The sequence below is a fragment of the Rhodococcus sp. LMD genome (assembly GCF_056108245.1).
In genome coordinates this window covers 1490331-1516964 of sequence record NZ_CM148557.1, presented here as the reverse complement: position 1 = coordinate 1516964, position 26634 = coordinate 1490331, and the positions used below count along the sequence as shown (strand labels likewise).

The following is a 26634-nucleotide window of genomic DNA, read 5'->3' as shown; positions in this document are numbered from 1 at the left end:
TTACTGCAGAGTAAGCAACCGCGGCGCGTTGCGGAAGCCCCTCACCCGGCGCACCGGTCGAGCGCGTCCTCGACGTCCTCGGTGAGCTGCAGGTCGTCGAGGGCGCGACGATTGACGAAGCCGGTCGGCACCATCGACTCGAGCCAGTCCAGCAGTCCCCGGTAGTGCCCCACCGGATCGAGCAGCACCACCGGCTTGGTGTGCATGCCCAGGTAGCCGGCCGTCCACGTCTCGAACAGTTCCTCGAGGGTGCCGATCCCGCCGGGCAGCGCGACGAACGCGTCGGCCCGCTCCTCCATCACCTGCTTCCGCTGGCGCATCGTGTCGGTGACGATCAGCTCGTCGGCGTCGACGTCGGCGACCTCACGGTGCACCAGCGCCTTGGGGATCACGCCGACGGTGTGCCCGCCCGCGGCCCGGGTGGCCTCCGCCAGCGCGCCCATCATCGACACGTTGCCGCCGCCGGAGACCAGCTGCCAGCCGCGTCGTCCGATGGCGGTCCCCACCGCCGCCGCCAGCTCGAGGTAGGAGTCCCCGACGGGACCGGAGGCACAGTAGACGCACACCGCCCGCGCCTCGACCGCGCGCTCGCCGCCGACGCCCTCGACCGGATCGAACCCGCTCACCACGACCCGCCCTCCCCGTACAGCGCCGACTCGTCCTGACCGCGATGGGCGTCGACCACGATCTGCACCGCCTCCTCGACACTGTCGGTCAGATACAGCAGGTCGAGGTCGCCCGGCGAGATCCGCCCCTCGCCGATCATCGACTGCCGGATCCACTCGACCAGCCCCGCCCAGTAGTGCGTGCCGAGCAGCACGATGGGAAACCGGGTGATCTTGCGGGTCTGGACCAGCGTGAGCGCCTCGAACAGCTCGTCGAGGGTTCCGAATCCGCCGGGCAGACAGACGAATGCCTGGGAGTACTTCACGAACATCGTCTTGCGGGCGAAGAAGTAGCGGAAGTTCAGTCCGAGGTCGACCCACTCGTTGAGGGCCTGCTCGAACGGCAGTTCGATGCCGAGGCCGATCGAGAATCCCCCCGACTCGCTCGCACCGCGGTTGGCGGCCTCCATCGCCCCCGGCCCCCCACCGGTGACCACCGCATAGCCGGCCGCCGCCAAGGCGGCCCCGAGGGCGCGTCCGGTGACGTACTCGGGGTGGTCGACGGGGGTGCGGGCCGACCCGAACACCGCCACCGCGCGCGGCACCTCGGCCAGCGCCCCGAAGCCCTCGACGAACTCGCTCTGGATGCGCAGCACCCGCCACGGATCGGTGTGCACCCAGTCCGACGGACCCCGGCGATCGAGGAGCCGCTGGTCCATCGTCGTGGTCTCGGCCGCCCGGTCACGGCGCAGCTGGACGGGACCGCGGTGCACCACGTCGGCACTCGCACGGTCGCGGGATCCGGGGTCGGTGTCGCGCGCCATGCGCTCAGATTAGGGGATGCGGCACACCGCGCCTGCCGCATCCGACGCTGTGCGCGTCAGCCGGCGAGGTACCTGCGCAGTGTGTCGGCGACCTCGGTGATCTGTCCCACGGGCACGTGCTCGTCCCGGGTGTGCGCGAGGTTCGGATCGCCGGGACCGTAGTTGACCGCCGGGATCCCCAGCGCGGCGAACCGCGCGACGTCCGTCCACCCGTACTTGGCCCGGAACCGGCCGCCGGCCGCGGCGACGAGGTCCGCCGCGGTGGGGTGGGCCAGGCCGGGCAGCGCGCCGGGCGAACTGTCGGTGAGCTCGAGGGTGACGTCGAGACCGTCGAACACCTCTCGCACGTGCGCGAGCGCCTGCTCGACCGTGCGGTCGGGCGCGAACCGGAAGTTGACGTCGAGGTCCGCGGCGTCGGGCACCACGTTGCCGGCGACACCGCCGGCGATCCGCACCGCGGACAGACCCTCGCGGTAGACGCAGCCGTCGATGTCCACCGAGCGCGGTTCGTAGGCCGCGAGCCGCCCGAGCACCGGGGCCAGCCGGTGGATCGCGTTGTCTCCCAGCCAGGACCGCGCCGAATGCGCCCGCACCCCGCTCGCCGCGATCCGCACCCGCAGGGTGCCCTGGCAGCCCGCCTCGATCTGGCCGGCCGTCGGTTCGCCGAGGATCGCCACGTCCGCGTCCAGCCAGTCGCGCAGGTCCCGTTCGATGCGGCCGAGACCGTTGTGCACCGCGGCGATCTCCTCGCAGTCGTAGAACACCAGGGTCAGATCGTGCGCCGGCTCGGCGATCGTGGCGGCCAGGTGCAGGAACACCGCGTCGCCCGACTTCATGTCGGCCGTGCCGCACCCGTACAGCAACTCCCCCGCGCGCCGCGACGGCACGTTGTCCGCGATGGGCACGGTGTCGAGGTGACCGGCCAGCAACACCCGGCTCGGCCGCCCGAGGCGGGTGCGGGCGAGAACCGCGTTACCACTGCGGACGATCTCGAAACCGGTGGTCTGGGTGCGCAGCGCCTGTTCGACGGACTCGGCGATCACCGCCTCGTCCCGGGAGACACTGGGGATGTCCACCAGGGCAGCGGTCAGCTCGATCGGATCGGCATGCAGGTCCAGGTGCGGTGCAGACATGCAAGAACAATACGTGGGGCGATTTACCAGGCCGTCCGCGAGAACGACGACGCCTCGCGTACGCTTCTCGACCGTGAGTGCACAGGGAGCATCAGCAGTAGGCATCGCCAACATCGCGGCGGACGGCACCGTTCTCGACACCTGGTACCCGGCCCCCGAGCTCGGCGAATTCACCGAAACGGGCACGTCCCGGCTCGAGGGCACGGACATTCCCTCCGACTTCGCGCTGCTCGTCGGCCCCGACGAGGCGCGGGAGGTCGAGCAGGTCGCGGTCCGCACCACGATCGCCGACCTGTCCCGGCCGCCGGCCGACACCCACGATGCCTACCTGCGGCTGCACCTGCTGTCGCACCGCCTCGTCCGGCCGCACGGCACCAACCTCGACGGTGTGTTCGGCCTGCTCGCCAATGTCGTGTGGACCAACTACGGCCCGTGCGCCGTGGACAACTTCGAACTGGTGCGTTCGCGCCTGCGTATCCGGGGGCCCGTGGCCGTGTACGGCGTCGACAAGTTCCCCCGCATGGTCGACTACGTCGTGCCGTCCGGGGTGCGCATCGCCGACGCCGACCGTGTCCGTCTCGGCGCGCACCTCGCTTCCGGCACCACCGTCATGCACGAGGGCTTCGTCAACTTCAACGCGGGCACCCTCGGCAACTCGATGGTCGAGGGCCGCATCTCCGCCGGGGTCGTCGTCGACGACGGCTCCGACATCGGTGGGGGTGCGTCGATCATGGGCACCCTGTCCGGCGGCGGCAAGGAGGTCATCTCCATCGGCAAGCGATGCCTGCTCGGCGCCAATGCCGGTGTGGGCATCTCCCTCGGCGACGACTGCATCGTCGAGGCCGGCCTGTACGTCACCGCCGGCACCAAGGTCACCGGTCCCGACGGCACCGTCGTCAAGGCCAAGGACCTCAACGGCCGTTCCAACCTGATGCTGCGCCGCAACTCGGTCAGCGGCGCCGTCGAGGTGGTCCCCACCAAGGGCACCGGCGTCGAACTGAATGCGGCGCTGCACGCCAACGACTGAGTCAGAGAAACCGATCGTGTCGAAAACCGAGCACACCCTCACCGAAGCCGACCACCTCGAGCACGGACTCAAGGTCCGGCACCTGACGATGATGGGACTCGGTTCCGCGATCGGCGCAGGCCTGTTCCTCGGGTCCGGCGTCGGCATCGCCGCCGCCGGGCCCGCGGTGATCGTCTCCTACGTCCTCGCCGGCATCATGATCGTCTTCGTGATGCGCATGCTCGGCGAGATGGGGGCGGCTCTTCCGGCCAGCGGATCCTTCTCCCACTACGCCCGCATCGGCATCGGCGAATGGGCCGGGTTCACGATGGGCTGGCTCTACTGGTTCATGCTGATCATGGTCCTGGGCGTGGAGATCACCGGCGCCTCGGCGATCGTGAGCAGCTGGCTGCCGGGTGTGCCGCAATGGGTCGTGGCCCTGGTGTTCGTCACGTTCTTCGCGGTGGTGAACCTCGCGAAGGTTGCCAACTTCGGCGAGTTCGAGTTCTGGTTCGCGGCGCTGAAGGTCGCGGTCATCATCGCCTTCCTCGTCATCGGAGTGCTGCTGGTGTTCGGCCTGCTGCCGGACACCGAGCCGGTGGGGCTGACCCACCTGCTCGGCGACGGCGACGGATTCGCACCCAACGGCCTCGCCGGCATCGCCGCCGGCCTGCTGGCCGTCGCCTTCGCCTTCGGCGGCATCGAGATCGTCACCATCGCCGCGGCCGAGTCGCGCGACCCCGAGCGGTCCATCGCGACCGCGGTGCGCACCGTCGTATGGCGTATCAGCCTGTTCTACCTCGGCTCGATCTCGATCATGGTGCTGGTGCTGCCGTGGACGTCCGCGAGCGGTGAGACCTCGCCGTTCGTCAGTGTCCTCGACATCGCCGGCCTCCCCTACGTGTCGGGTTTCATGGAGCTCGTCGTGGTGATCGCCCTGCTGTCGGCCTTCAACGCCAACGTCTACGGCACCTCACGCATGGCCTACTCCCTCGCCCGGGGCGGCGACGGTCCGACCGTGCTCGCGAAGCTCTCCCGCACGGGCGTCCCCCGCAACGCCGTGCTGCTGTCCGTGTTCTTCGGATTCGTCTCGGTCCTGCTGAACTGGTGGCTGCCCGAGGACATCCTCGGCATCCTGCTCAACGCGGTCGGCTCCGCCCTGCTGGCGATCTGGATCTTCGTCGTCGTCTCCCACCTGCGGCTGCGGCCGACCCTGGAACAGGAGGGCCGCCTCACCGTCCGGATGTGGGCGTTCCCCTACCTGAGCTGGCTCACCCTCGGCATGCTCGGCGCGTTCATCGTGCTCATGTTGTTCGATCCCGCCGCCCGGATCCAGCTCGCCTCGACGGCTGTGCTGTTCCTGTTCATCGCCGCGGTGTCGCAACTGTGGCAGCGCCGCGCCCGCGCGAGAGTGCAGTAGTCCGGGTTCCCGCCGGCGACCTTCAGCGCTCGCCCCGGTCGGCGAGCGCGTTGACGAAGACGTTCGCGATGTCCGCGGGGTCGCGCGCGACGTAGCTCGAGCCGCTGGTCACCCGGGAGATCTCGGCGAGGGTCCGCGCGTCCGCGTCCTCCGTGATGCCGATCGTCACGACGATCACCGGCCGCGCCGGATCCTGCTCACGCGCGAGGATGTCGAGGAGCTGCGCCTCGGTGATGCTGTCGGGGTCCTCGTTCGCGCCGTCGGTGAGGACGATGACGCTGTTGACCGCGCGCGGGTCGTAGCTCCGCTGGACGGCACGGAACGCCGCGAGGGTCGTGTCGTACAGGCCGGTGCCGCCGCCGACCAGACCGGGCACCTTCTCCGCCTGGGCCGCCATCACCTCCCGCTGGGTGCGCCCGTCGACATCGGTGTCGTACCGCCGGATCGGCACCAGCTCGACGTAGTCCTGGCCCTCGCCGCCGAGGTTCTGCGAGAAGGCCCACAGTCCCGCCGAGACGCTGTCGGGGAACATCGCATTGCCCGCGAGGGCGGCCCGCACCGTCAGGTCCATGCGGGTGCCGTCACCGGCCGGGAACTGCATCGAACCGGACACGTCGATCGCGACGAGCGTGCGGATCGGCAGTGCCATCAACGACCAGGCGCCGAGCGCCTCCTCCGCCATCGCCTCGTCCCGCAGCGACAGCAGCGGCACACCCCCGATGCCGCGCCCTTCGGGCAGCGGCTCGCCGTCGGGTCCGCGGAATCCCTCGTCGTGCAGCACCTCGAGGGCGTCCTCCGTGCCCAGCACGTCGACCAGCACCCGCGCGGCGTCCGTCGCGCGATGGTGCCGGTCGGGGACGGGCGACGTCACCACCACCGGGTATTCCAGCAGGATGCTGCCGTTCGCCGGTACCCGGCTCTCGAGAGCGGACTCGTTCGCCTCCGAGAACGCCAGCACCTGCTGCTCGGTGGAGATTCCGACAGCGTCGTCGGCACCGGCCGCGGCCAGTAGGTCCGCACCGCTGGGTGCCTCCTCGGTGCGAATGCTCTCCTGCTGAGCCAGCGGCACCATCGCGGTCCGCACCGTGCCGACCGCGACGGGGTCGTCCTGGGTCTCCGCCAGGGCCGCCCGGATCGGGGCGGCGGCCACCCCGGTGCGGAGCGGATTGCCCAGCACCAGATCGGGAATCGCCAGGGCGGCCCGCCAGGTGGGCACCTCCGGAACCTGCCCGGGCGGTCCCACCAGGACCGCGGGGGTGCTCGCGACCGCGCCCGCGATCATCTGTACCGGCCCGGCGGCAGTCGGTGCCGCACGGCTCGCCCACCAGCGGGCGTCCGGAATCCACAGGTCGGGCGCGTCGATTCCCTTGCCGAGCAACCCGGCGACGTCACCCGGTTCGGCGGCGTCGACCGTGAACTCGTAGCACCGCGTGTCCGCGCCCCCCGACAGAACGGAACTCACAGCCGGTTCGATGCTCGGGGCGACGGCGAGGCTGTACTGCTCGACGGTGTCGCATCCGCCGGCCAGGGCACGGACCACGCCGACACCGGCCGCCGCGAACGCCACGACCGCCACCCCGACGAGTACGACTACCCGGGTCGATCGGCCGTCACGTGTCGTCCGCGCACTGTGGCGGCCTCCTGCCATCTGGTCCTCCCCTGCCGGTGCCGGGCCGCGCGGCACACACCGTCGTCATGATCTGCGCCACATCGTAACGGTCCGGTCTCACGTGCCGTCCCGAGGTGGGCCGCCGGTTTCCGCGCCGGCCTGGAGCCGTCGCGCGACCAGGGCGGCGTGCAGATGCCGCAGCCCGGAGGGGACGGTCGGGTCGAAGCCGGTGAGCTGCGCGACGCGCTTGAGCCGGTAGTCCACGGTGTTGGCGTGCACGTGCAGGCTCCGGGCGGTGCGCTGGCGGCTCAGTTCGTGGGCGATGTGGGTTTCGAGGGTCTCCACCAGCTCGGGCGCGTGGGTCAGCGGATCGAGCACCCGCACGAGATGCTCGCGGGCCGGCCCGGGGCGGGTCAGCTGGTATTCGAATGCCAGGTCCTGCATCCGGTACACGCCTGCGGGCCGGCGCAGGTGACCGACCAGTTCGAGCAGTTCGTGTGCCTGGTGGGCCGCGGCGGGAATACCCGGGACGTCCGACTCGACGAGCGACATCGTCACCGGCACCCCGGCGGCACGGGCGACCCGCTCGTAGAGCACGGTGCGGATGTGCTCGTCCGGGGTGTCGCCGAGCAGCACGGTGCCGCCCTCGGGTCCGAGCATGGTCAGCTGCCGGCCGTCGCACACCCGGTCCAGTTCGGTCTCGAGCCGCCGCAGGGTGCGCCGGGCGACGACCTCCGGCCGCACGTGCGGGTTGCGCTCGTCCGGATGCCGGTCGAGCCGCACCCCGAGCACCGTGTACCGCTCGGCCAGCTCGAGCCCGCACCGGCGCGCGACGGCGGCGGCGTCCTGCCCGCCGAGCAGGGCGGTCACGAGTTCCTGGGCCGCGACGTCGCGGTTGCGGCGCATCGCCTCGAGCTCGGCGACGAACCCGGTCGTCGCGGCGACGGTGACGTGTTCGAGCAGCGCCATCCACAGCCGCGACGCGGTCGCGACCGATTCGACGTCGCCCTCCCGGGCCCGGGCGGTGACGAGTTCCCAGCCGAGCCGGATGCCCTCGTGGTAGATCCGCAGCATGTATTCCAGCCGGAATCCCGCGCGCGCCCACTGGGCGGCGCTGCTGCGCAGCTCCGACAGATCGGAGTCGGTCGGCAGCTCGCCCGTGTCGAGCACCTGGATCGCCAGGCGCAGGCACCGGACGGTGATCTCCGTGACGTCGCCGCGCAGGGTGTCGCCCGGCTCCAGGGAACACGGCGCGACGTTGTCCGCGAAGTGCGCGACCAGTTTGCGGGCGACCGCGCGCAGGTCGCGCAGCGGGACCGAGGCGGGCCTTCCGTCGACGACGAACGCCACCCCGGGCCTGGAACCGAATTCGGACACCGACATTCCGCGGAACCCCCCATGACTCCGGAAAGAGAACGATCTTACTCTGCCGTAGGAAGGTACGTGCCCTGCGCGAATCGGACAAGGCCCGCGGCGACGTGGCTCACACTCGGAGCCGTCGCCGGGGGTGCGGTCAGGTCAGCAGCTGCTTCTTCTGGACCTTGCCCATCGCGTTGCGCGGGAGGGTGTCCACCACGCGCACCTCGCGCGGGCGCTTGTGCACGGAGAGCTGACGGGCCACGAGCTCGATCAGCGCGGCCGGGTCGACGGCCGGGCCGCCCGGTGCGGGCACCACGAACGCGACGATGCGCTGGCCCAGATCGTCGTCGGGGACTCCCACCACCGCGACCTCCCGTACGGACGGATCGCCGAGCAGCACGGTTTCGATCTCGCCGGCCCCGACCCGGAACCCGCCGGACTTGATCAGGTCCGTCGACTCGCGGCCGACGATGCGGTGGAACCCACCTGCGTCGATCGCCGCGACATCACCGGTGACGAACCACCCGTCCGGGGTCCAGGCCGCGGCTGTGGCGTCGGGACGGTTCAGATAGCCGTCGAACAACATCGGTCCGCGCACCTGCAGTCCGCCGATGCTCTCCCCGTCGTGGGGGACGTCGTGGCCGTGCTCGTCGCGCAGCCGGGTCTCGACACCGCGCACCGGGGTACCCACCCATCCGGGACGGCGCTCCCCGTCGGTCCGGGTGCTCAGCGTCAGCATCGTCTCGCTCATCCCGTACCGCTCGATCGGGGTGAGTCCCGTCAGCTCGCGCAGGCGCTCGAACACGGGGACGGGCAGCGGCGCACTGCCGGACACGAGCAGCCGCGCGCCGCTCAGGGCCTTCGCGGACTCCTCGTCCTCGACCACGCGCGACCACACCGTCGGCACCCCGAAGTACAGGGTGCCGTGGGCCTCGGCGTACGCCTCCGGGGTGGGCCTGCCGGTGTGGACGAGCCGGCTGCCGACGCGCAGCGGACCGAGCACTCCGAGGATCAGGCCGTGCACGTGGAACAGGGGCAGCCCGTGCACCAGGGTGTCGCGTTCGGTCCAGTCCCATGCCTCGGCCAGGGCGTCGATTCCGGCCGCGATCGCACGGCGGCTCAGCAGCACGCCCTTCGGTGCCCCGGTGGTGCCGGAGGTGTACAGCACGAACGCCGTGCGGGACGGATCGGGTTCCGGGTGGCTGTGCCAGTCGCGGGCGTGCAGCCGCACCGGCACCACGGGCAGGCCGGGCTCGTCCGGCGCGTCCCCGAGCCACGCCTGCGCGCCCGAGTCGCGCAGGATGTGCTCGCGTTCTGCGGGACCGGAGTCCGGTGGCACCGGGACGACGGTGACCCCGGCCAGCAGGCAGCCCACGACCGCGACCACCGTGGTCGCCGTCGGCGCGGCGAGCACCGCGAGACGTTCGGCTCCGCCGATGCGGCGGGCGAGGGCGCCGGCCGCGCCGAGGATGTCGCTGCGCGAGAGCGTGTGGCCGTCGATGCGGACGGCGTCGGGCAGGTCGTCGCCGCGCGCGACGGCCAGAGGGTTGAGGGAACGAAGCAGCGAAGACACGTCGGTCAGGATCGCACAGCCGCCGAGAGGACGGCGCGGCGCGGCGGCGCCACCGTCCCGAGCACCGCACCGAGCAGCGCACCGACGAGGACGGCCACGCCGTGCCCGTCCCCGGCCGCCACCAGCACCGCGCCGGCGAGGCAGCTGCCGACGGCGGCCGCGAGCACGGCGCCGCGGGCACCGACCGCCAGCCACAGACCCGCGATCGACCCGGCGACCGCGAACGACACACCGGAGCTGCCCGCCCCGGTCGACGGGGAGACGAACGCGGTGAACAGTCCGAACAGCAGCTGGCTCACCGCGAACAACCCGATCGCCCGGCCCGGCCCCCACACCCGCACCGCGACGGTCGCGACGACGGCGAGGAGGACCAGGTTGACGAGGGTGAGGAGCACGCCGCCGTCCTGCACGAGCACCGAGGTCAGGACCCGCCACCATTCCTCCTCGGCACGGATCCGCAGCGGGTCGCGGCCGAACGTTCCGAGCAGTGACGGCACGGCCAGGCGCAGCAGCGACGGGACCGCGACGACGAGCCACAGCACCAGCGCCGTCACCGGCGGTGGCCACAGCAGCCGCCCCGGCGGCACCGCGAGTCGACGCTGGGCGAGCAGCACCGCGAGCGCCGCGACGAGGGCGAGCAGGAGCACCGAACCGGGGGCGGCGTCGGAGGTGCTCACGGGCGTCAATGTACCTGCGGACGTACCCGGCGTCCGGTTCCGGCGACGGCGGGTCCGCTCTCCCGGCGCCGGGTCGTCAACCCCGTGACACCACCGAGCGCAGGAAGAACTTCAGGTTCGAGGGCCGCTCCGCGAGCCGCCGCATCAGGTAGCCGTACCACTGCGCCCCGTAGGGGACGTACACCCGCATGCGGTGCCCGGCATCGGCGAGCCGACGCTGTTCGAGGTCGCGGATCCCGTACAGCATCTGATGCTCGAATCCGTCCGGGCCGCGGGCGTACTCGGCGGCGAGCGGTCCCGCGGCCGCCACGATCGCCGGGTCGTGCGAGGCCACCATCGGATAACCCTGCCCGGCCATGAGTACCCGCAGGCAGCGCAGGTACGAGGCGTCCACCTCGGCGGCGTCCTGGTACGCCACCGACGCCGGTTCGCGGTAGGCGCCCTTGCACAGCCGCACCCGCGAGCCCGGGCCGGACAGCTCCCGGCAGTCCGACTCGGTGCGGTGCAGGTAGGCCTGCAGCACGGCACCCACCCACGGGTAGTCCGCACGCAGCCGCCGCACGATCGACAGGGTGGCGTCGGTGGTGGTGTGGTCCTCGGCGTCGACGGTGACCCACACCCCCGCCTCGGCGGCGGCCGCACAGATCTGCCGGGCGTGCCCGAGCGCGACGGCGGGACCTTCGGCGCCGAGCGCCAGACCCAACGCGGTGAGCTTGACCGACACCTCCACCGCCGGCACCGGGCCGCCGGCCCCGGACGACGAAGCCAGGTCGGCGATCAGCGCCTCGTACTCCGCGACGATCGCCCGGGCCTGCGCACGGTCGGTGGTGTCCTCGCCGAGATGGTCGATGCTCACCGAACGCCCCGTGTCGAGCAGGGCCTTCGTCGCTGCCAAGGCGTCGGCGCGGGTGTCGCCGGCGACGAACCGGTCCACGAGCCGCCGGGTGGGCGGCGCCGCGGTGACCAGCGCCCGGACGCGCGACGACTTGGCTGCCGCGAGGATCACCGGTCGCAGCGGGTTCGACGCCAGCCGCGGCAACGCCCGCGACGGCGCAGGCGGCGCCGGCACCGGTTTCGCCGAGACCACGGACCTCACCCGCCCTTCATGTGCGGATACCGGTAGTCGGTGGGCGGCACGAACGTCTCCTTGATCGTCCGCGCCGACACCCAGCGCAGCAGGTTCAGCGGCGAGCCCGCCTTGTCGTCCGTGCCGGACGCCCGTCCCCCGCCGAAGGGCTGCTGCCCCACCACCGCGCCGGTGGGCTTGTCGTTGACGTAGAAGTTGCCGGCCGCGAACCGCAGCGCGGCGGTGGCCTCCTCGACCGCCGCACGGTCCTCGGCGATCACCGAACCGGTGAGCGCGTAGGGGGCGCCCCGGTCGACGAGGTCGAGCACGCGTCCCCATGCGTCCGGCTCCGCGTCGTCGTAGACGTACACGCTCAGCACCGGGCCGAAGTACTCCGTGCACATCGCCTCGTCACCCGGATCGTCGGTGAGCAGGACGGTGGGCCGCACGAACCAGCCGACCCACTGGTCGTACCCACCGCCCACGGCGATCTCGATCGACTCGCGGTCGCGGGCCCGCTCGAGCGCGCCGACGACCTTCTCGTAGGCGGTCCGGTCGATCAGGGCGCCCCCGAAGTTCGACAGATCGGTCACGTCGCCGTAGGTCAGGCTCTCGACCTCGTCGAGGAACTCGGTGCGCATGCGCCGCCACAGGGAGCGGGGCACGAACGCCCGCGAGGCCGCCGAGCACTTCTGACCCTGGTATTCGAAGGCTCCCCGGATCAGGGCCGTGGACAGCACGCCCGGATCGGCCGACGGATGCGCGAGGACGAAGTCCTTGCCGCCGGTCTCCCCCACCAGCCGCGGATACGTGCGGTAGCCGTCGATGTGGGCCCCGACCTCCCGCCACAGGTGCTGGAACGTCCGGGTCGAGCCGGTGAAGTGGATACCGGCCAGCCGCGGGTCGCGCAGGAGCACCTCCGACGCGACCCGGCCGTCCCCGGTGATCAGGTTGATCACGCCGGGCGGCATCCCCGCCGCCTCGAGCAGGCGCATCGTCCAGTACGCCGCCAGGGACTGCGTCGGTGCGGGCTTCCACACCACGGTGTTGCCCAGCAGCGCCGGAGCGGTGGGCAGGTTCCCGGCGATCGCGGTGAAGTTGAACGGGGTGATCGCGTACACGAATCCCTCGAGCGGCCGGTAGTCCATCCGGTTCCACACGCCGGGCGACGAGTACGGCTGGTCGGCGAGCAGGGCGCGGGCGAAGTGCACGTTGAAGCGCCAGAAGTCGACGAGTTCGCACGGCGCGTCGATCTCCGCCTGCTGCACCGACTTGGACTGCCCGAGCATGGTCGCGGCCGCGACGGTCTCCCGCCACGGCCCGGCGAGCAGGTCGGCGGCCCGCAGCAGCACGGCCGCGCGGGCGTCGAACGACATCTCCCGCCACGCGGGAGCCGCGGCCGTCGCCGCCTCGACGGCCGCCGTCGCGTCCGCGGGGGTGGCGTTGCGCAGCGTGCCGAGCACCGCACGATGGTTGTGGGGCTGCACGATGTCGAAGCGATCGCCCTCACCGTGCACGTGCTCGCCGCCGAGGACGTGCGAGACGTCCACCGGTTCGGCCGCGAGCTCCTTCAGCTTGGCGGTGAGACGCTCCCGCTCCGGGCTGCCGGGAGCGTAGGTGTGGACCGGCTCGTTGGCCGGCGCAGGAACTGCAGTGACGGCGTCCATGGGGCCTCCCTGGGCCCAGGGTAGCGCCGAACACCGCCCTGCATACGGCAATCCTGCTCGGGCAACGGCGCTTCCGCTGCTCGGCGGTGGTGGATCCACCGCCGAGCACGGCTCACGCCAGTCGTTGCGCGGCGGCGGCGATCCGCTCGTCCGAGGCGGTCAGCGCGATCCGCACGTGCTGGACGCCCCCGGGACCGTAGAACTCACCGGGTGCCACGAGGATCCCGCGTTCGGCGAACCAGTCGACCGTCGCGCGGCACTCCTCGCCCCGGCCGGCCCACAGGTACAGGCCGGCCTCGGAATGGTCGACGGTGAACCCGGCGCCCCGGACGGCCGCGAGCAGGATCTCGCGGCGCGCGCGGTACAGCTCGCGTTGCGCGTTCTCGTGTCCGTCGTCGTTCAGGGCGGCGGTCATCGCCGACTGGATCGGCAGCGGCACCATCATCCCGGCGTGCTTGCGCACCTCGAGCAGGTCGGCGACGAGTCCGGCGTCGCCGGTGACGAAGCCGGCCCGGTAGCTGGCCAGGTTGGACGTCTTCGACAGCGAGTGCACGGCGAGCAGGTTGGTGTGGTCGCCGTCGCACACGCTCGGGTGCAGGACGGACAGCGCCTCACCCTCCCAGGTCAGGCCCAGGTAGCACTCGTCGGAGACGACGATCGCGTCGCGGCTGCGGGCCCAGTCCACCACCTTGCGCAGGTGTTCGAGGCCGAGCACCTTGCCCGTGGGGTTCGACGGCGAGTTCACGAACACCAGCGCCGCGCCCTCGGGTCCCAGCCGGTTGAGCCCGTCGGCACGGATGATCCGGGTGCCCGCGAGCAGGGCGCCCACCTCGTACGTCGGGTACGCCAGTTCGGGGATCACCACGAGGTCACCGCCGCCGAGGCCGAGGAGGCTCGGCAGCCAGGCGATCATCTCCTTGGTGCCGACGGCGGGCAGGATCGCGGACTCGTCGATGCCGGTGACGCCGTAGCGGCGGGCCAGCGCCCCGACGGCGGCGGCCCGCAGCTCGTCGGTGCCGTGCGTGGTCGGGTAGCCGGGCACGTCGGCGACGGCGAGCAGCGCGTCACGGATGATCGGTGCGACCGGATCGACGGGCGTGCCCACCGAGAGGTTGACGATGCCGTCCGGGTGCGCGGCCGCCTTCTCCTTCGCGGCGGTCAGCGAGTCCCACGGAAAGTCCGGCAGGCTCGCGGCCACCGAACGACGAGTGCGCGTCACGGTACCGCCGATCACTATTCCTCGCCCATGGGGGGCAGCGCCTTGACGAACGGCGGGTCGTAGTCGACCTTGCCGAGCTTGGCGGCGCCGCCCGGGGACCCGAGGTCGTCGAAGAAGTCGACGTTGGCCTTGACGTACGCGTTCCACTCGTCCGGCACGTCGTCCTCGTAGAAGATCGCCTCGACGGGGCACACCGGCTCGCAGGCACCGCAGTCCACGCACTCGTCCGGATGGATGTACAGCATGCGACCGCCCTCGTAGATGCAGTCCACCGGGCATTCTTCGATGCACGCCTTGTCCAACACGTCCACGCACGGTTCCGCAATCGTGTACGTCACTGGTGTTCTCCCTGCCTCTCTGGTAGCCCGCCGACCTGCACGGTCACGCCGAATCGGGGCGCGCTCCGCGTCCGTCGCCGTCCAGTATCCCCCGCCGCGGGCACCGCCCTCGGAGTTAGGGTGCCCTGACTAGCCCGGTTCCGGGTGGGCGGCCAGCCACTGCTGCCCGTCCGCCGCGGCCCGGGACAGGGCCGCCCGTTCACCGACGTATCCGGCCAGCGCCCCGACCAGCGGCAGCACCCCGAGCGCGCGCCACGCACCGGCCGGCTGCGGACGCCGTGCGAGTTCCGCGTTCACCGCCCGGACCAGGTCGATCGTCGACCGCACCGGACGCCGCACCCACGACAGCGCCGTCCCGGCGTCGCCGCCCCCGGGGAGGTCGCGGCGGCACAGCACGGCCGCGAGCATCCGCACCTGCCGGTCGCGGTCGTCGATTCCCCGTTCCCGGGCGACGGCGAGCAGCACGACCGCCTGGTTGAGAAAGCCGAGGGCGTCCTGCAACGGCAGCATCCGGCCCAGCACGCCCAGCATCCCCGGGAACGCGACGGGCAGCGTCGAGACCGACCCGAGCCCGCCGATCCACCAGTTCACGCGCTCCCGTTCCGAGGCGTCCGCCCACGCCGCCGTGCCCGGCACGCGACCCGCGTCGAGCAGGGCCGCGGCCGCATCGAGCACCTGCCCGATCGCCGTCCGCTCCCGCACCGTGGGAACGAAGGTGCGGGCCTTGAGCCCGAACGGGTCGAGGTACGCCAGGCCGAACAGCGGCCCGACACCGGCTGCGGTCGCGTCCAGAGCCGCCGCGACGACCCCGTCGCCCAGCCTGGGGGTCACGGGCGCGCCCCGCTCAGGGCGCCCCCGTCGACCGGCGCGTAGGCGGTGGTCCGTCGGCGGGCCGGCCGACCGATCCCCTCGGCGATCGCCACGAGTTCGGCCACGGTCTTCTCCGAACCGTGCTGGGAACCGGCCATCCGGGAGATGGTCTCCTCCATCAGGGTGCCGCCGAGGTCGTTGGCTCCACCCTGCAGCATCGCCTGGGTACCGGCGACACCGAGCTTGACCCAGCTGGTCTGGATGTTGTCGATCCGGCCGTGCAGCATGATCCGGGCCAGCGCGTGCGCGGCGCGGTTGTCGCGCATCGTCGGTCCCGGCCGCGACGCGCCCGCCAGGTACAGCGGCGACGACTGGTGCACGAACGGCAGCAGCACGAACTCCGTGAACCCGCCGGTGCGGTCCTGGATCCCGCGCAGCACGTTCAGGTGCCCCACCCAGTGGTGCGGCTGGTCGACGTGGCCGTACATCATCGTCGAGCTGGACCGCAGCCCCACCTCGTGCGCGGTGGTGACCACCTCGACCCACTCCGCCGTCGGCAGCTTGCCCTTGGTCAGTACCCAGCGGACCTCGTCGTCGAGGATCTCCGCGGCGGTGCCGGGGATCGTGTCGAGGCCGGCCTCGCGCAACTCGGTCAGCCAGTCGCGCACCGACATGCCGCTGCGGGCGACGCCGTTGGCGATCTCCATCGGGGAGAACGCGTGCACGTGCATCGACGGCACCCGTTCCTTGACCGCGCGGACCAGGTCGGCGTAGCCGGTGACGGGCAGTTCCGGGTCGATCCCGCCCTGCATGCACACCTCGGTGGCGCCGGCGACGTGCGCCTCCCACGCGCGGTCCGCGACCTCGGACGTGGACAGGGTGAAGGCGTCGGCGTCACCCTTGCGCTGCGCGAACGCGCAGAACCGGCAGCCGGTGTAGCAGATGTTGGTGAAGTTGATGTTCCGGTTCACCACGTAGGTGACGTCGTCGCCGACCGTGTCGCGGCGCAGCTGATCGGCCAGCGCGACGACCGCCTCGAGACCCGGCCCGTCCGCGTGTGCGAGGGCGACGTACTGGGCGTCGGTGCATCCGGCCGGGTCCTTCTCGGCGGCGCGCAGCGCGGAGAGCACGTCCCCGTCCAACCGCACCGGGGCGTGCGCGCCGAGCGCAAGGACCTGCTCGCGCACGGTGTCCCAGTCGCCGAATGCGCTGCCGAGGTCGGAGCGGTACTCGGTGTTGCGACCGGTGACGTCGATCCCGGAGTTCAGATCCACGCGGCCGCTGGACTCCCAGTCGAGGTCGGGCTCCTGCCACGGGTGTCCCTGCGGGGTCACGTCCCGGGCCAGACCGGTCTCCGGGTCCGCCAGCGCTCGGACGTGAGCACCGATCCGCGGGTCGATCCACGGCTGCCCCGCCAGGACGTACTGCGGCTGGGCCGCGATCCGCTCGGTGAGGGTGAACCCGGCGTCGGCACTGAGCTGCGCGAGCAGATCCAGGTTCGGCCACGGCCGTTCCGGGTTGACGTGGTCCGGGGTCAGGGGTGAGACCCCGCCCCAGTCGTCGACGCCCGCGGCGAGCAGCGCACGGCACTCGTCGGCGGCGACGAGGTTCGGCGGCGCCTGGATGCGCACGGACGGTCCGAGCACGAGCCGGGCCACGGCGATCGCGGCCCGGAACTCGTCGAGCCCGGCGTCGTCGTGCTCGCGCATCGCGGTGTCGTCCTTGGCCCGGAAGTTCTGCACGATCACTTCCTGGATGTGCCCGAACGCCTTGTGGGACTTACGAATCGCCGCGATCGACTCGGCGCGCTCGGTGAGCGTCTCGCCGATACCGACGAGGATGCCGGTGGTGAACGGCACCGACAGCCGGCCCGCATCGGTGAGCACCTGCAGGCGCACCGCCGGGTCCTTGTCGGGGCTGCCGTAGTGGCACTCGCCCTGCTCGGTGAACAACCGGGCCGACGTGGTCTCGAGCATCATGCCCATCGACGGGGCCACCGGCTTGAGCCGGGACATCTCGGCCCAGCTCATCACGCCGGGGTTCAGATGCGGCAGCAGCCCGGTCTCCTCGAGCACCCGGATCGCCATCGCGCGCACATAGTCGAGGGTCGAGTCGTAGCCCCGCTCGTCGAGCCACTGCCGCGCCTCGGGCCAGCGGTCCTCCGGCCGGTCACCGAGCGTGAAAAGTGCTTCCTTGCAACCCAATTCGGATCCACGCCGGGCGATGTCGAGGATCTCGTCGGGTTCGAGGTACATCCCGTGCCCGGCGGCGCGCAGCTTGCCCGGCACGGTCACGAACGTGCAGTAGTGGCAGCGGTCCCGGCACAGCCGGGTGATCGGCACGAACACCTTCCGGGAATACGTGACCGTGCCCGGCCGGCCCGCCGCGAGCAGACCGGCGTCGCGCACCCGGGCGGCCGAAGCGCACAGGTCCTCGAGGTCCGAACCACGCGCCGAGAGCAGGATCGCGGACTCGTCGACGTTGAGCGTCGCCCCGTCCCGCGCCCGGCGCAACGCCCGTCGCATGCCCGACGGCGACACTCGCGCCGGATCCGTCGCGGACGAGGCGGGCTCGCCCGCGCCGGCGCGGACCGTGGGCAGGGGCAACGTCGCGGGGGTGGCACCGTCGTGGGTCGAATCGGTCATTGGCCGATCATGCGCCACCCGCCGGACCCATGCCACCTCGGGGCCACGTCCCCGGCGCGCTCACTCGCGCGGATAGTCCTCGTCGCCCGGGACGACCCGGCTCTGTTCCAGAGCATCCGCAGGCTCCACCTCGAGCGGGACCGAGGTCACCTCGTCGTCGGCCGGTTCGTCCTCCGCCGGCATCTCCTGCTCGATCCGATCCGCCTCGGGCAGTTCCGTGAATTCGGTGGTCTCCGATGATTCGGTCACGGCGGTCCTCCTCCTCGTGTCGACTCCGAACCCGGGCGCAGCGTTGCCGGGTCTGCTCGCCGATCAGCTTAGCCTGGAACCGACAGGACACCACCGACGAGGAGAACCACGTGACCCGGGACGCTCCCCCGCCCACCGCCGTCGGCGATGCCGCCCCGCCGGCACCGGTGACCATGGCCGACCCGGCGTGGCGTCCCAGCCCGAAAGCGCGGCTGCTGTGGGCGGTGGGCGCGGCACTGCTGTGGGTACCGGTCGTCGCCGCCCAGGTGGTGTGGGCGATCGTCGACTCCGGCCGGTATCCGGGCTGGCACGTCGCCGCCGCCGTGGTCACCGCGGTTCTCGCCGTCGCGCACGTCGGCGTGATGCCGCTGTGGCGGTACCGGGTGCACCGCTGGGAGATCACCGACACCGCGGTGTACACGCGCTCGGGGTGGTTCACCCAGGAGCGCCGGATCGCGCCGATCTCCCGGATCCAGACCGTCGACACGGAGCGTGGGCCGCTCGACCGGTGGCTCGGTCTCGCCACCGTGACCGTCACCACCGCCTCGTCCGCCGGGGCCGTGGCGATCACCGCCCTCGACGTCGGGGTCGCCGACGCCACCGCCGCGCGGCTCACCGCGATCGCCGGCAGCAACCAGGCGGACGCCACGTGAGCGACGTCCCCGTCCCGCCGGCGCGGTCCGACGCCGCCGCCCTCGCCGCCGAGGCCGAGCAGCCGTGGTTGCGGCTCGATCCGCGGATGCTGCTGATCCATCCCGTCGAGGAGGTGCTGCGGTTGCTGCCCGTGCTCGTGGCGTCCGTGGTGCTCGGCAGCAGCAGCGGCAATCACGGCTGGGGCCTGGCGGTGGCGGTGCTGCTGGTGGGGATCGGCGTGCTGCGCTGGTTCACCACGACCTACCGGATCGGGCCGGTGCACGTGGAACTGCGCCGCGGCCTGCTGCAGCGCCAGCTGTTGTCGGTGCCGCGCAGCCGCATCCGGTCGGTGGACGTCGAGCAGCGTCTGCTGCACCGGCTGCTCGGGCTGGCGGTGGTCCGGCTCGGGACCGGGCAGCGCACCGGCGCCGGCCGGGACCGCAACCGGTTCGAGCTGAACGGCCTGGCGATCGGCGCCGTGCCGGCGCTGCGCGACGCCCTGCTCGGCACGCACCCGGGGACGCCGGCCGAGGAGCCCGGGGTGGTCGCACCCGCCGAGACCGAGGTCGCCCGGTTCCGGCCGGGCTGGGTGCGCTACGCCCCGTTCTCGACCACGGGGCTGGTCACCGTCGCGGCGGTGGTGGGACTGGCCTTCCAGTACGGACTCGCCGAGCGGCTCGGCGAGTCGGCCGCCGTCGAGCGTGGGCTGTCGTCGGTCGAGGCCACCGGGCCGTTCGTCGCCGCCGGGTTCGGCCTGCTCGTCCTTGTCGTTGTGGCGAGCCTGGTGGCGTGCGTGCGCTACGTGCTGCTCTATGCGGACCTGTCGGTCACCGACGACGGACGGATGCTGCGCGTGGGGCACGGCCTGCTGCGGCACCGGCACACCACCCTGGATCGGCGCCGTCTGCGCGGGGTGAGCCTGCGCGAGCCGCTGGCGCTGCGCCTGGTCGGCGGGGCCCGGCTCGATGCGGTGATGACCGGTGTCGCCGCCGAGCACGGCGAGTCGTCGTTGCTGCTGCCGCCCGCGCCGTCCGCCGAGGCGCGACGGGTCGCGGCGGCGGTGCTGCGCGACACCCGTCAGCTCGACGCACCGCTGCGTGCGCACGGGCCGGCGGCCCGGCGACGACGGTTCACCCGGGCGCTGCTGCCCGTGGCACTGGCCGTCGCGGCCGCCGCGGCGACGGTCGCGGTCACCGGCCGCACGGTGCCGGTGGCGGCGTGGATACCGGTGGTCGCGGTCGTCGCGACGGGGGCGGTGGGGCTGGCGTGGGATCGCTACCGCAGCCTGGGTCATGCCGTGCTCGGCGCCGGAACGGCGGACGCGCCGGCGTGGTTGATCACCCGCGGGGGCTCACTGGATCGGCGCCGCGTCTCGCTCGAGGCGGACGGCATCATCGGCTGGACGGTGCGGCAGTCGTTCTTCCAGCGCCGCGCGGGAGTGGCGACCGTCGTCGCCGCGACGCCGGCCGGCACGGGCCGCTACGAGGTCGTGGACCTTCCCGCGGAGCAGGCGTGGGCGCTGGTCGAGGCGGTCACACCCGGCGCCGGCGACGCCTGGGTGCGACGATGAACCCGGATATCGGGCGGCCACGCGACCTGGCCACGCTCGACGCCTGCCTGATCGAGTGCCGGGCCTGCCCCCGCCTGGTCGCGTGGCGCGAGCAGGTGGGCCGGGAGAAGCGTGCCGCATTCCGCGACGAGGAGTACTGGGCGCGTCCCGTGCCCGGGTTCGGTCCGGCGGACGCGTCCCTGCTGATCGTCGGCCTCGCGCCGGCCGCGCACGGCGGCAACCGGACCGGGCGGATGTTCACCGGCGACCGCTCGGGCGACTTCCTCTACGCCGCGCTGCACGCGGCGGGCCTGGCGTCGCAGCCCACCGCGACGCACCGCGGCGACGGCCTCGAGCTGTTCGGCACCCGCGTCACGTCGCCGGTGCACTGCGCGCCCCCGGCCAACCGGCCGACGCCGCAGGAACGGGACACGTGCCGTACCTGGCTCGACGCGGAGCTGCAGCTGCTGACGCCGACGCTGCGCTCGATCGTGGTGCTCGGCGGCTTCGGATGGCAGGCGCTGTTCCCGGTGCTCGACGACGCCGGCTGGGTCGTGCCGCGTCCGCGCCCCCGATTCGGGCACGGGGCGGGGGTGGAACTGCTGCCGCGCGGCGACGCCGCGGACCGCGGGCCGTTACACGTGTTCGGGTGCTATCACGTGAGCCAGCAGAACACGTTCACCGGCCGGCTCACCCCGGCCATGCTCACCGCCGTGCTCACGGACGCGGCGCGGGCTGCCGGACTGCACTCGTGAGGGCGGCCATGCGCGCGACGAACAGGTACAACCCGGCGGGGGCCAGGGCACCGACCGGCAGCAGCAGGGTCCGCCAGTCGGCGACGAGGAGCTGATCGCCGCCGGGACCGCCGGCCAGGCACAGGACGAATCCGACGATCCACGCCAGCAGCGGCCACGCCGCGCGCGAGGTGGATCCGGTTTCGGCGCGCATCGCCATCACCAGCAGCACGTTCGCCGCGCCGGCCAGCCCGATCGTGATCGGGAACGGCACCGTGCCGATGTACAGGCCGAGGAAGAACACGGACAGCAGCGCGCAGAGGAAGCCGTCGAAGGTCAGCAGGGCGACGATGCCCGTACGCGGCGTCGCCGCCGGGGGCGCGGAGGCCTGCGTGGCGGTGGTGGCGGGATCGACCGTCATGGTTCGATAGTGCGCCACGGGCGCGGGTCCGTGGGCACCGGGTCCCGGCCGATCACGGCACGGGCGGGTAGCCCATGAGCGTGAGCACGTGGCTGGCCTGGTCCGCGAAGCCGTAGAGCGCCTGGTAGTAGGCGGCATTGATCTGGTCCGCGTAGGGACGCAACGAATCGACGAATGCGACGATCTGGTTCTGGACGGACCAGTTGTACATCGAAACCCTCTCGTGTGATCGCGATCACCTTTCCGGTGCTCGTGGTCACACTAACCCAGCCCGGCGAAGAGGTCACGCTCCCGTCCGGGGCCGTCGCCGCGGTCGCCGCGGACCAGTACGTAGTGCTCCTGGTCCAGCACGGGCTGCGCGACGAGGTTGGACAGGGTGAACTGTGCCCCGCCGGGTGCCACGACCACCTGGGTCGCGTGCGCCGCGAGCGCCGCCCGCTTGGCGTCGAGCACGTCGGCGACGTCGACCACGGTGGTGACCTGGTCGTCGGGCACGCTCGGCAGCTCGTCGGGGCCGGGTCGCCGCCACCCGTCGGGCAGGGCGGTCATGTCCTCGATGCCGCGGCGCAGGGCGCTCGCCTCGGTGACGGTCCAGTAGAGCTTCGCCGGGTCCCACGGCGGGCCGGCGTGCGGGTAGGCGTCGGTCCCCGCGGCCTCGACGGCCGCGGTCACGACGTGATGCACCCGGATGTGGTCGGGGTGGCCGTAGCCGCCCACCGGGTCGTAGGTGACCACCACGTGCGGGCGCAGTTCGCGGATCACCGCGACCAGGGCGGCCACCGCCTCGTCCCGGTCGGCGTTCACCCAGGCCCGGGGGTTCGCAGCCGACGGGGTCCCGGCCATCCCGGAATCGCGCCAGTGCCCGGCACCGCCGAGGAAGCGCGGCGCGGGCACGCCGAGGGCGGCCAGCGCCCGGCCGAGCTCGTGGATGCGGTAACCCCCGAGCTGGTCGGCGCGGTCGGCGGTGAGCTGCGCCCATTCGTCCCCGATGACCTCGCCCTCCTCCCCGAGGGTGCACGTCACGACGGTGACCTCGGCGGCCCGAGCGGCGTAGTGCGCGATGGTCCCGCCCGTGGTGATCGATTCGTCGTCAGGGTGGGCGTGCACCAGCAGCAGGCGCCGCGACGCGGGGTCGGTTCGGTCGGTCACGGGGTGGTCCTCCACCAGTTCTGCGCATCGGACAGGGGCCCGGCGGGGATCGCGCCGGTCAGGGTCACGCCCTCGACGCCGGGTCCCGCGGCGATCACGGTGCGGTCCTGCAGGATCGGCAGGGTGACCGCGAGGTCCCACAGCTTCGGCTGCGCGCCGGCCAGGACGGCGGGCACGTCGCCGGCGCCGCGCAGGGCGCCGGCGAGTTCCGGTTCGAGGGCGGGGTCGCACACCCCGGACACGTTGCTCGGTGCGGCGAGCTGCGCCTCGGCGGCTTCGATCTCGTCGTCGGGAACGGTGTCACCCCCGGGACCGGTGTCGGCGCCGGGCACGGTGCCGCTGTCCGGGGCGGGCGCAGGATCCGGCTCGACCGGGGGGCTCCCCTGCCCGGGAATCGCCGGTGGACAACCGAATCGGGACATCGCGGCCGTGGCGGGGTCGCCGCCGGCGCGGGTCCAGCCGACCACGGCGTGCACGGTTCCCCGGACGAGTGCCTCGCCGTAGAGCTCGTCGGGCGGCAGCGTGGTCACGGTGGCCGCGACGCCGGCTCCGCGCAGCTGGTCCGCCGCGGTGTGGGCGACGGCGTCGGCCACCGGGGAGTTCTCCGGCACGCCCAGCACGAGCGCCAGGGGCGCGTCTCCGTGGGCGAGCAGCCCGGTCGTCGCCGCTTCCGGTACCGGCGTGCCGGTCGCTTCGACCGTCGCCGGGTCGGCCGGTACGTAACCGGCCGCGGCGAGGAGCGCGAGGGACTCCTCGCGGCCCGGCCGCGGCGGCATGCTCGGCGCATATCCGGGGTCGGACGGGGCGAGCACCTGTGCACGGGCCGCGACCACGGCCGATTCCGTGCCGGCCGCGACCGTGGCCAGCAGGTCCGGGTCGAGAAGTCCGAGGACGGCGCGGCGCACGCGCGGATCCGCGAACTCGGTCGTGCGGCCGTTGAGGGTCAGTTCCAGGACGCGGGGCTGGAGTTGAGTGCCGGTGCGCACGTGCGGGATCGCGCCGAGCTGGGCGAGCAGCGCGGAGCCGCCGCCGTGCATCTGCGCGACCTGGGCGTCGCCGGTGCGCATCGACTCGGCGAGCTGTGCGTCGGTTCCGCCGCGCCGCAACAGGATCCGGTCGGGCCGGGCCGGGGTCCCCCAGAACCGGTCGTTGCGTTCGAGCAGGATCTCGCCCCGCCCGCGGTCGACGGACCTGACATGGAACTGCCCACCGGACACCGGGATCGATTCGGCGAGGCTCGTGGCGAATCCACCCGGCGTGTCCTTGACCAGGTGGGCCGGCAGGAGGTGGGTGAACAGTTCCCGCCACGCCGGGTAGGGCTCGCGCAGGGTGACGGTGACGGTCTTGCCGCCGCCGGAGGATCCGACGTCCTCGATGAGGCGGTAGCCCGCGGGATCGACCACGCCGGGCTCGGTGATCATCTGCTGCCACAGGTACCGGAAGTCCTCGGCGGCGATGGGTGCGCTGTCGGACCACTGCGCTTCGTCGCGGACCTGATAGGTGATGGTGAACGGCGCCTGCGAGGTGACGTCGGCCGAGACGAGGACGGACTCGTCGAGCATCCACACGGTGGCACCGGGCCGCGCGGGATCGGGCACGGGCCGGAACGCGCTCGGCAGCACCATCCCGGCAACCGTGTTGCCGACGGGCGACTGGTCGGCGAGCAGGTGCGGATTGAACCCGGCGCCCACGTCGTCGACCGCCACCACGACGGTGTTCAGCTGGGGAACCGGGGCGGGGGTCCGGGTGGGTTCGGTCTGCTCGATCGGCGGCGGCGGATCGGCGGTGCACGCCGACAACCCCAGCACCGCGGCGACGGCGGTGATCCCGGCGAACCTGCGCATCCGGCCTCCCTTCCCTCCGGGATGCGGCGGTGGTCCCGGCCGCACCGGGACCACCCCTGCCGCACTACTCGTCCAGTGCCGCGACTACTTGTTGCGAGCCTTCTCCCGCGAGCGGGCGCGGGCCCGGTCGGTGGCCGAGAGGTGCACCTTGCGGACCCGGAGGATCTCCGGGGTGACCTCGACGCACTCGTCGGAGGCGCAGAACTCCATGGCCTCCTCGAGGCTCAGGGTGATCGGCTTGGCGAGGGTTTCCATCACGTCGGCCGTGGAGGAGCGCATGTTGGTGAGCTTCTTCTCGCGGGTGACGTTGATGTCGAGGTCTTCGGCGCGCGGGTTGATGCCCACGACGTGGCCCTCGTAGGTGTCGCTGCCCGGCTCCACGAAGAAGGTGCCGCGGTCGCCGAGCTGGATCATCGCGAACGGCGTGACCGAGCCCGAGCGGTCGGAGACCAGCGAGCCGGTATGCCGTGCGCGGATCTCGCCGGCCCACGGGGCGTAGCCGTGGAAGACGGCGTTGGCGATGCCCGTGCCGCGGGTCTCGGTGAGGAAGTCGGTGCGGAACCCGATGAGGCCGCGCGACGGGACGATGAACTCCATGCGCACCCACCCGGCGGCGTGGTTGGACATCTGCACCATCTTGCCCTTGCGGGCCGCGAGCAGCTGGGTGATCGCGCCGAGGTGTTCCTCGGGGCTGTCGATGGTGAGCTCCTCGTACGGCTCGTGCACCTTGCCGTCGACCTGCCGGGTGACCACCTGCGGCTTGCCGACGGTGAGCTCGAAGCCCTCGCGGCGCATCTGCTCGACGAGGATGGCCAGCGCCAGCTCGCCGCGGCCCTGCACCTCCCACGCGTCGGGGCGGCCGATGTCGAGCACGCGCAACGACACGTTGCCGACCAGCTCCGAGTCCAGCCGGGACTTGACCATGCGCGCGGTCAGCTTGTGACCCTGCACGCGGCCGACGAGCGGCGACGTGTTGGTGCCGATGACCACCGAGATGGCCGGCTCGTCGACCGTGATGCGCGGCAGCGCGACCGGGTTGTCCACATCGGCGAGGGTGTCGCCGATCATGATGTCCGGGATGCCGGCGACGGCGACGATGTCGCCGGCGACGGCGACGTCACCGGGCCGGCGCTCGACACCGATGGTCTGGAGCAGCTCGGTGATCTTCACGTTCTTCACGCCGTCGGCGTGCATCCACGCGACGGTCTGGCCCTTGCGCAGTTCGCCGTTGTGGATGCGCAGCAGCGCCAGGCGGCCGAGGAACTCGGAGGCGTCGAGGTTGGTGACGTGCGCCTGCAACGATGCGGCCGGATCGCCCTTGGGGGCGGGGATGTATTTCATGAGCACGTCGAACAGCGCGTCGAGATTCTCGGCGGACGGCGCCTGTCCGTTCTCGGGCTGTTCGGTCGACGCCTTGCCCTCGCGGCCGGAGGCGTACAGGACCGGCAGGTCGAGCAGCTGCTCGGCGGCCTCGGAAGCCTCGTCGTCGAGGTCGGAGGCGAGGTCGAGCAGCAGGTCGTGGGTCTCCTCGACGACCTCGGCGATGCGGGCGTCGGGACGGTCGGTCTTGTTGACCACGAGCAGCACCGGCAACGACGCGGAGAGCGCCTTGCGCAGCACGAAACGGGTCTGGGGCAGCGGGCCCTCGGACGCATCGACGAGCAGGACCACGCCGTCGACCATGGACAGCCCGCGCTCGACCTCGCCACCGAAGTCGGCGTGACCGGGGGTGTCGATCACGTTGATGACGGTGACGGTGCCGTCGGGGTTGTGCCGGTGCACAGCGGTGTTCTTCGCGAGGATCGTGATGCCCTTCTCGCGCTCGAGGTCACCGGAGTCCATGACCCGGTCGACGAGTTCCGCGCGCTCGGCGAAGGCGCCCGATTGGCGCAGCATGGCGTCGACGAGGGTGGTCTTTCCGTGGTCGACGTGCGCGACGATGGCGACGTTGCGGAAACTGGCGGTGCTCACGCGATGGCTCTCCTGGCTGTTGTCCGGCCACACGGCACTGGACCCAGACGGCACCTCGCCCGTACGGCGTTCTTGCGGTGGCCGCGTCGCGAATGCGAGTCACCTGTTCGCGGCCGTGAACGGCCCGCACAGG

Annotated in this window: 24 protein-coding genes; 5 read left to right on the top strand and 19 right to left on the bottom strand. The window is 72.3% G+C overall.

Annotation, left to right across the window (positions count from 1 at the left end; genetic code table 11):
• Window positions 1-41: 41 nt before the first annotated feature.
• Genes ACWPQI_RS07155 through dapE form a run of 3 tightly spaced genes read right to left on the bottom strand, consistent with a single transcriptional unit; the run spans window position 42 to window position 2562 of the window.
• On the bottom strand, window positions 42-629 hold the full coding sequence (locus ACWPQI_RS07155; protein WP_010592458.1) for an LOG family protein: 588 nt from the start codon (window positions 627-629) through the stop codon (window positions 42-44).
• A complete protein-coding gene (locus ACWPQI_RS07150) occupies window positions 623-1429 on the bottom strand; it encodes an LOG family protein (RefSeq protein ID WP_010592459.1) in 807 nt (268 codons plus the stop codon). The genes ACWPQI_RS07155 and ACWPQI_RS07150 overlap by 7 nt, the downstream gene beginning before the upstream one ends.
• Window positions 1430-1485: 56 nt before the next feature.
• Window positions 1486-2562, bottom strand: coding sequence for a succinyl-diaminopimelate desuccinylase (gene dapE, locus ACWPQI_RS07145; RefSeq protein ID WP_017680204.1), 1077 nt, complete (start codon window positions 2560-2562; stop codon window positions 1486-1488).
• Window positions 2563-2635: 73 nt separating this feature from the next.
• Here dapE and dapD point away from each other — a divergent pair, with 73 nt between their 5' ends.
• Together dapD and ACWPQI_RS07135 are read left to right on the top strand one after the other, a co-directional pair.
• Entirely contained in the window at window positions 2636-3589 is a 954-nt protein-coding gene (gene dapD / locus ACWPQI_RS07140) for a 2,3,4,5-tetrahydropyridine-2,6-dicarboxylate N-succinyltransferase (protein ID WP_010592461.1), read from the top strand.
• A 16-nt stretch (window positions 3590-3605) separates the two neighbouring features.
• Window positions 3606-4988, top strand: coding sequence for an amino acid permease (locus ACWPQI_RS07135; protein ID WP_010592462.1), 1383 nt, complete (start codon window positions 3606-3608; stop codon window positions 4986-4988).
• 22 nt (window positions 4989-5010) lie between these two features.
• Here the strand turns inward: ACWPQI_RS07135 and ACWPQI_RS07130 are convergent, their stop codons facing one another.
• The 11 genes from ACWPQI_RS07130 to ACWPQI_RS07080 all read right to left on the bottom strand — a co-directional run bounded on the left by ACWPQI_RS07130 (window position 5011) and on the right by ACWPQI_RS07080 (window position 18200).
• A complete protein-coding gene (locus tag ACWPQI_RS07130) occupies window positions 5011-6564 on the bottom strand; it encodes a substrate-binding domain-containing protein (RefSeq protein ID WP_010592463.1) in 1554 nt (517 codons plus the stop codon).
• A gap of 150 nt (window positions 6565-6714) precedes the next feature.
• Window positions 6715-7980, bottom strand: coding sequence for a PucR family transcriptional regulator (locus tag ACWPQI_RS07125; protein ID WP_010592464.1), 1266 nt, complete (start codon window positions 7978-7980; stop codon window positions 6715-6717).
• Window positions 7981-8110: 130 nt separating this feature from the next.
• Complete coding sequence (locus ACWPQI_RS07120; RefSeq protein ID WP_010592465.1) at window positions 8111-9529, bottom strand: acyl-CoA synthetase; 1419 nt, start codon at window positions 9527-9529, stop codon at window positions 8111-8113.
• A gap of 5 nt (window positions 9530-9534) precedes the next feature.
• Complete coding sequence (locus tag ACWPQI_RS07115; protein ID WP_017680207.1) at window positions 9535-10206, bottom strand: rhomboid family intramembrane serine protease; 672 nt, start codon at window positions 10204-10206, stop codon at window positions 9535-9537.
• A gap of 76 nt (window positions 10207-10282) precedes the next feature.
• Window positions 10283-11302, bottom strand: a complete 1020-nt coding sequence (locus ACWPQI_RS07110) for a proline dehydrogenase family protein (protein WP_048771766.1) — start codon at window positions 11300-11302, stop codon at window positions 10283-10285.
• Window positions 11299-12939: an L-glutamate gamma-semialdehyde dehydrogenase gene (pruA, locus tag ACWPQI_RS07105; RefSeq protein WP_010592468.1), complete on the bottom strand. Its 1641-nt coding sequence runs from the start codon at window positions 12937-12939 to the stop codon at window positions 11299-11301. Before pruA ends, ACWPQI_RS07110 begins: the two co-directional genes overlap by 4 nt.
• A gap of 112 nt (window positions 12940-13051) precedes the next feature.
• Window positions 13052-14173, bottom strand: a complete 1122-nt coding sequence (dapC, locus tag ACWPQI_RS07100; RefSeq protein WP_017680209.1) for a succinyldiaminopimelate transaminase — start codon at window positions 14171-14173, stop codon at window positions 13052-13054.
• The gene (gene fdxA / locus ACWPQI_RS07095; RefSeq protein ID WP_003936066.1) at window positions 14173-14496 is read right to left on the bottom strand and encodes a ferredoxin; all 324 of its coding nucleotides are present in this window, start codon (window positions 14494-14496) and stop codon (window positions 14173-14175) included. The genes dapC and fdxA overlap by 1 nt, the downstream gene beginning before the upstream one ends.
• Window positions 14497-14625: 129 nt before the next feature.
• Window positions 14626-15327, bottom strand: a complete 702-nt coding sequence (locus ACWPQI_RS07090) for a hypothetical protein (protein ID WP_010592470.1) — start codon at window positions 15325-15327, stop codon at window positions 14626-14628.
• Complete coding sequence (locus ACWPQI_RS07085) at window positions 15324-17951, bottom strand: bifunctional FO biosynthesis protein CofGH (protein ID WP_010592471.1); 2628 nt, start codon at window positions 17949-17951, stop codon at window positions 15324-15326. Before ACWPQI_RS07085 ends, ACWPQI_RS07090 begins: the two co-directional genes overlap by 4 nt.
• A gap of 60 nt (window positions 17952-18011) precedes the next feature.
• On the bottom strand, window positions 18012-18200 hold the full coding sequence (locus ACWPQI_RS07080; protein WP_010592472.1) for a hypothetical protein: 189 nt from the start codon (window positions 18198-18200) through the stop codon (window positions 18012-18014).
• 110 nt (window positions 18201-18310) lie between these two features.
• Between ACWPQI_RS07080 and ACWPQI_RS07075 the strand changes: the two genes are divergently transcribed.
• From ACWPQI_RS07075 to ACWPQI_RS07065, 3 genes are read left to right on the top strand one after another with little or no spacing between them, the layout of a single operon-like run.
• Window positions 18311-18853: a PH domain-containing protein gene (locus ACWPQI_RS07075; protein WP_010592473.1), complete on the top strand. Its 543-nt coding sequence runs from the start codon at window positions 18311-18313 to the stop codon at window positions 18851-18853.
• Window positions 18850-20403: a PH domain-containing protein gene (locus tag ACWPQI_RS07070; protein ID WP_017680212.1), complete on the top strand. Its 1554-nt coding sequence runs from the start codon at window positions 18850-18852 to the stop codon at window positions 20401-20403. The genes ACWPQI_RS07075 and ACWPQI_RS07070 overlap by 4 nt, the downstream gene beginning before the upstream one ends.
• A complete protein-coding gene (locus tag ACWPQI_RS07065; protein ID WP_010592476.1) occupies window positions 20400-21137 on the top strand; it encodes a uracil-DNA glycosylase in 738 nt (245 codons plus the stop codon). The genes ACWPQI_RS07070 and ACWPQI_RS07065 overlap by 4 nt, the downstream gene beginning before the upstream one ends.
• Here ACWPQI_RS07065 and ACWPQI_RS07060 read toward each other — a convergent pair.
• The 5 genes from ACWPQI_RS07060 to typA all read right to left on the bottom strand — a co-directional run bounded on the left by ACWPQI_RS07060 (window position 21100) and on the right by typA (window position 26501).
• The gene (locus ACWPQI_RS07060) at window positions 21100-21537 is read right to left on the bottom strand and encodes a hypothetical protein (RefSeq protein WP_017680213.1); all 438 of its coding nucleotides are present in this window, start codon (window positions 21535-21537) and stop codon (window positions 21100-21102) included. The genes ACWPQI_RS07065 and ACWPQI_RS07060 overlap by 38 nt on opposite strands.
• Window positions 21538-21589: 52 nt before the next feature.
• Complete coding sequence (locus tag ACWPQI_RS07055) at window positions 21590-21748, bottom strand: hypothetical protein (protein ID WP_006933951.1); 159 nt, start codon at window positions 21746-21748, stop codon at window positions 21590-21592.
• Between the two features lie 50 nt (window positions 21749-21798).
• Window positions 21799-22686: an N-acetyl-1-D-myo-inositol-2-amino-2-deoxy-alpha-D-glucopyranoside deacetylase gene (gene mshB / locus ACWPQI_RS07050; RefSeq protein WP_010592478.1), complete on the bottom strand. Its 888-nt coding sequence runs from the start codon at window positions 22684-22686 to the stop codon at window positions 21799-21801.
• Window positions 22683-24530: an ABC transporter family substrate-binding protein gene (locus ACWPQI_RS07045; protein ID WP_064065828.1), complete on the bottom strand. Its 1848-nt coding sequence runs from the start codon at window positions 24528-24530 to the stop codon at window positions 22683-22685. Before ACWPQI_RS07045 ends, mshB begins: the two co-directional genes overlap by 4 nt.
• 84 nt (window positions 24531-24614) lie before the next feature.
• Window positions 24615-26501 carry a translational GTPase TypA gene (gene typA, locus ACWPQI_RS07040; protein WP_010592480.1) on the bottom strand — a complete coding sequence of 629 codons (1887 nt, stop codon included), beginning with the start codon at window positions 26499-26501 and terminating at the stop codon, window positions 24615-24617.
• Window positions 26502-26634 lie beyond the last annotated feature (133 nt).

Bases quoted from the DNA above. Each gene is read 5' to 3' on its own strand.
- ACWPQI_RS07150 (WP_010592459.1), bottom strand. From the start codon at position 1,429: ATGGCGCGCGACACCGACCCCGGATCCCGCGACCGTGCGAGTGCCGAC.
- dapE (WP_017680204.1), bottom strand. From the start codon at position 2,562: ATGTCTGCACCGCACCTGGACCTGCATGCCGATCCGATCGAGCTGACC.
- ACWPQI_RS07125 (WP_010592464.1), bottom strand. From the start codon at position 7,980: ATGTCGGTGTCCGAATTCGGTTCCAGGCCCGGGGTGGCGTTCGTCGTC.
- pruA (WP_010592468.1), bottom strand. From the start codon at position 12,939: ATGGACGCCGTCACTGCAGTTCCTGCGCCGGCCAACGAGCCGGTCCAC.
- ACWPQI_RS07085 (WP_010592471.1), bottom strand. From the start codon at position 17,951: ATGACCGATTCGACCCACGACGGTGCCACCCCCGCGACGTTGCCCCTG.
- ACWPQI_RS07065 (WP_010592476.1), top strand. From the start codon at position 20,400: ATGAACCCGGATATCGGGCGGCCACGCGACCTGGCCACGCTCGACGCC.
- ACWPQI_RS07060 (WP_017680213.1), bottom strand. From the start codon at position 21,537: ATGACGGTCGATCCCGCCACCACCGCCACGCAGGCCTCCGCGCCCCCG.
- ACWPQI_RS07055 (WP_006933951.1), bottom strand. From the start codon at position 21,748: ATGTACAACTGGTCCGTCCAGAACCAGATCGTCGCATTCGTCGATTCG.
- ACWPQI_RS07045 (WP_064065828.1), bottom strand. From the start codon at position 24,530: ATGCGCAGGTTCGCCGGGATCACCGCCGTCGCCGCGGTGCTGGGGTTG.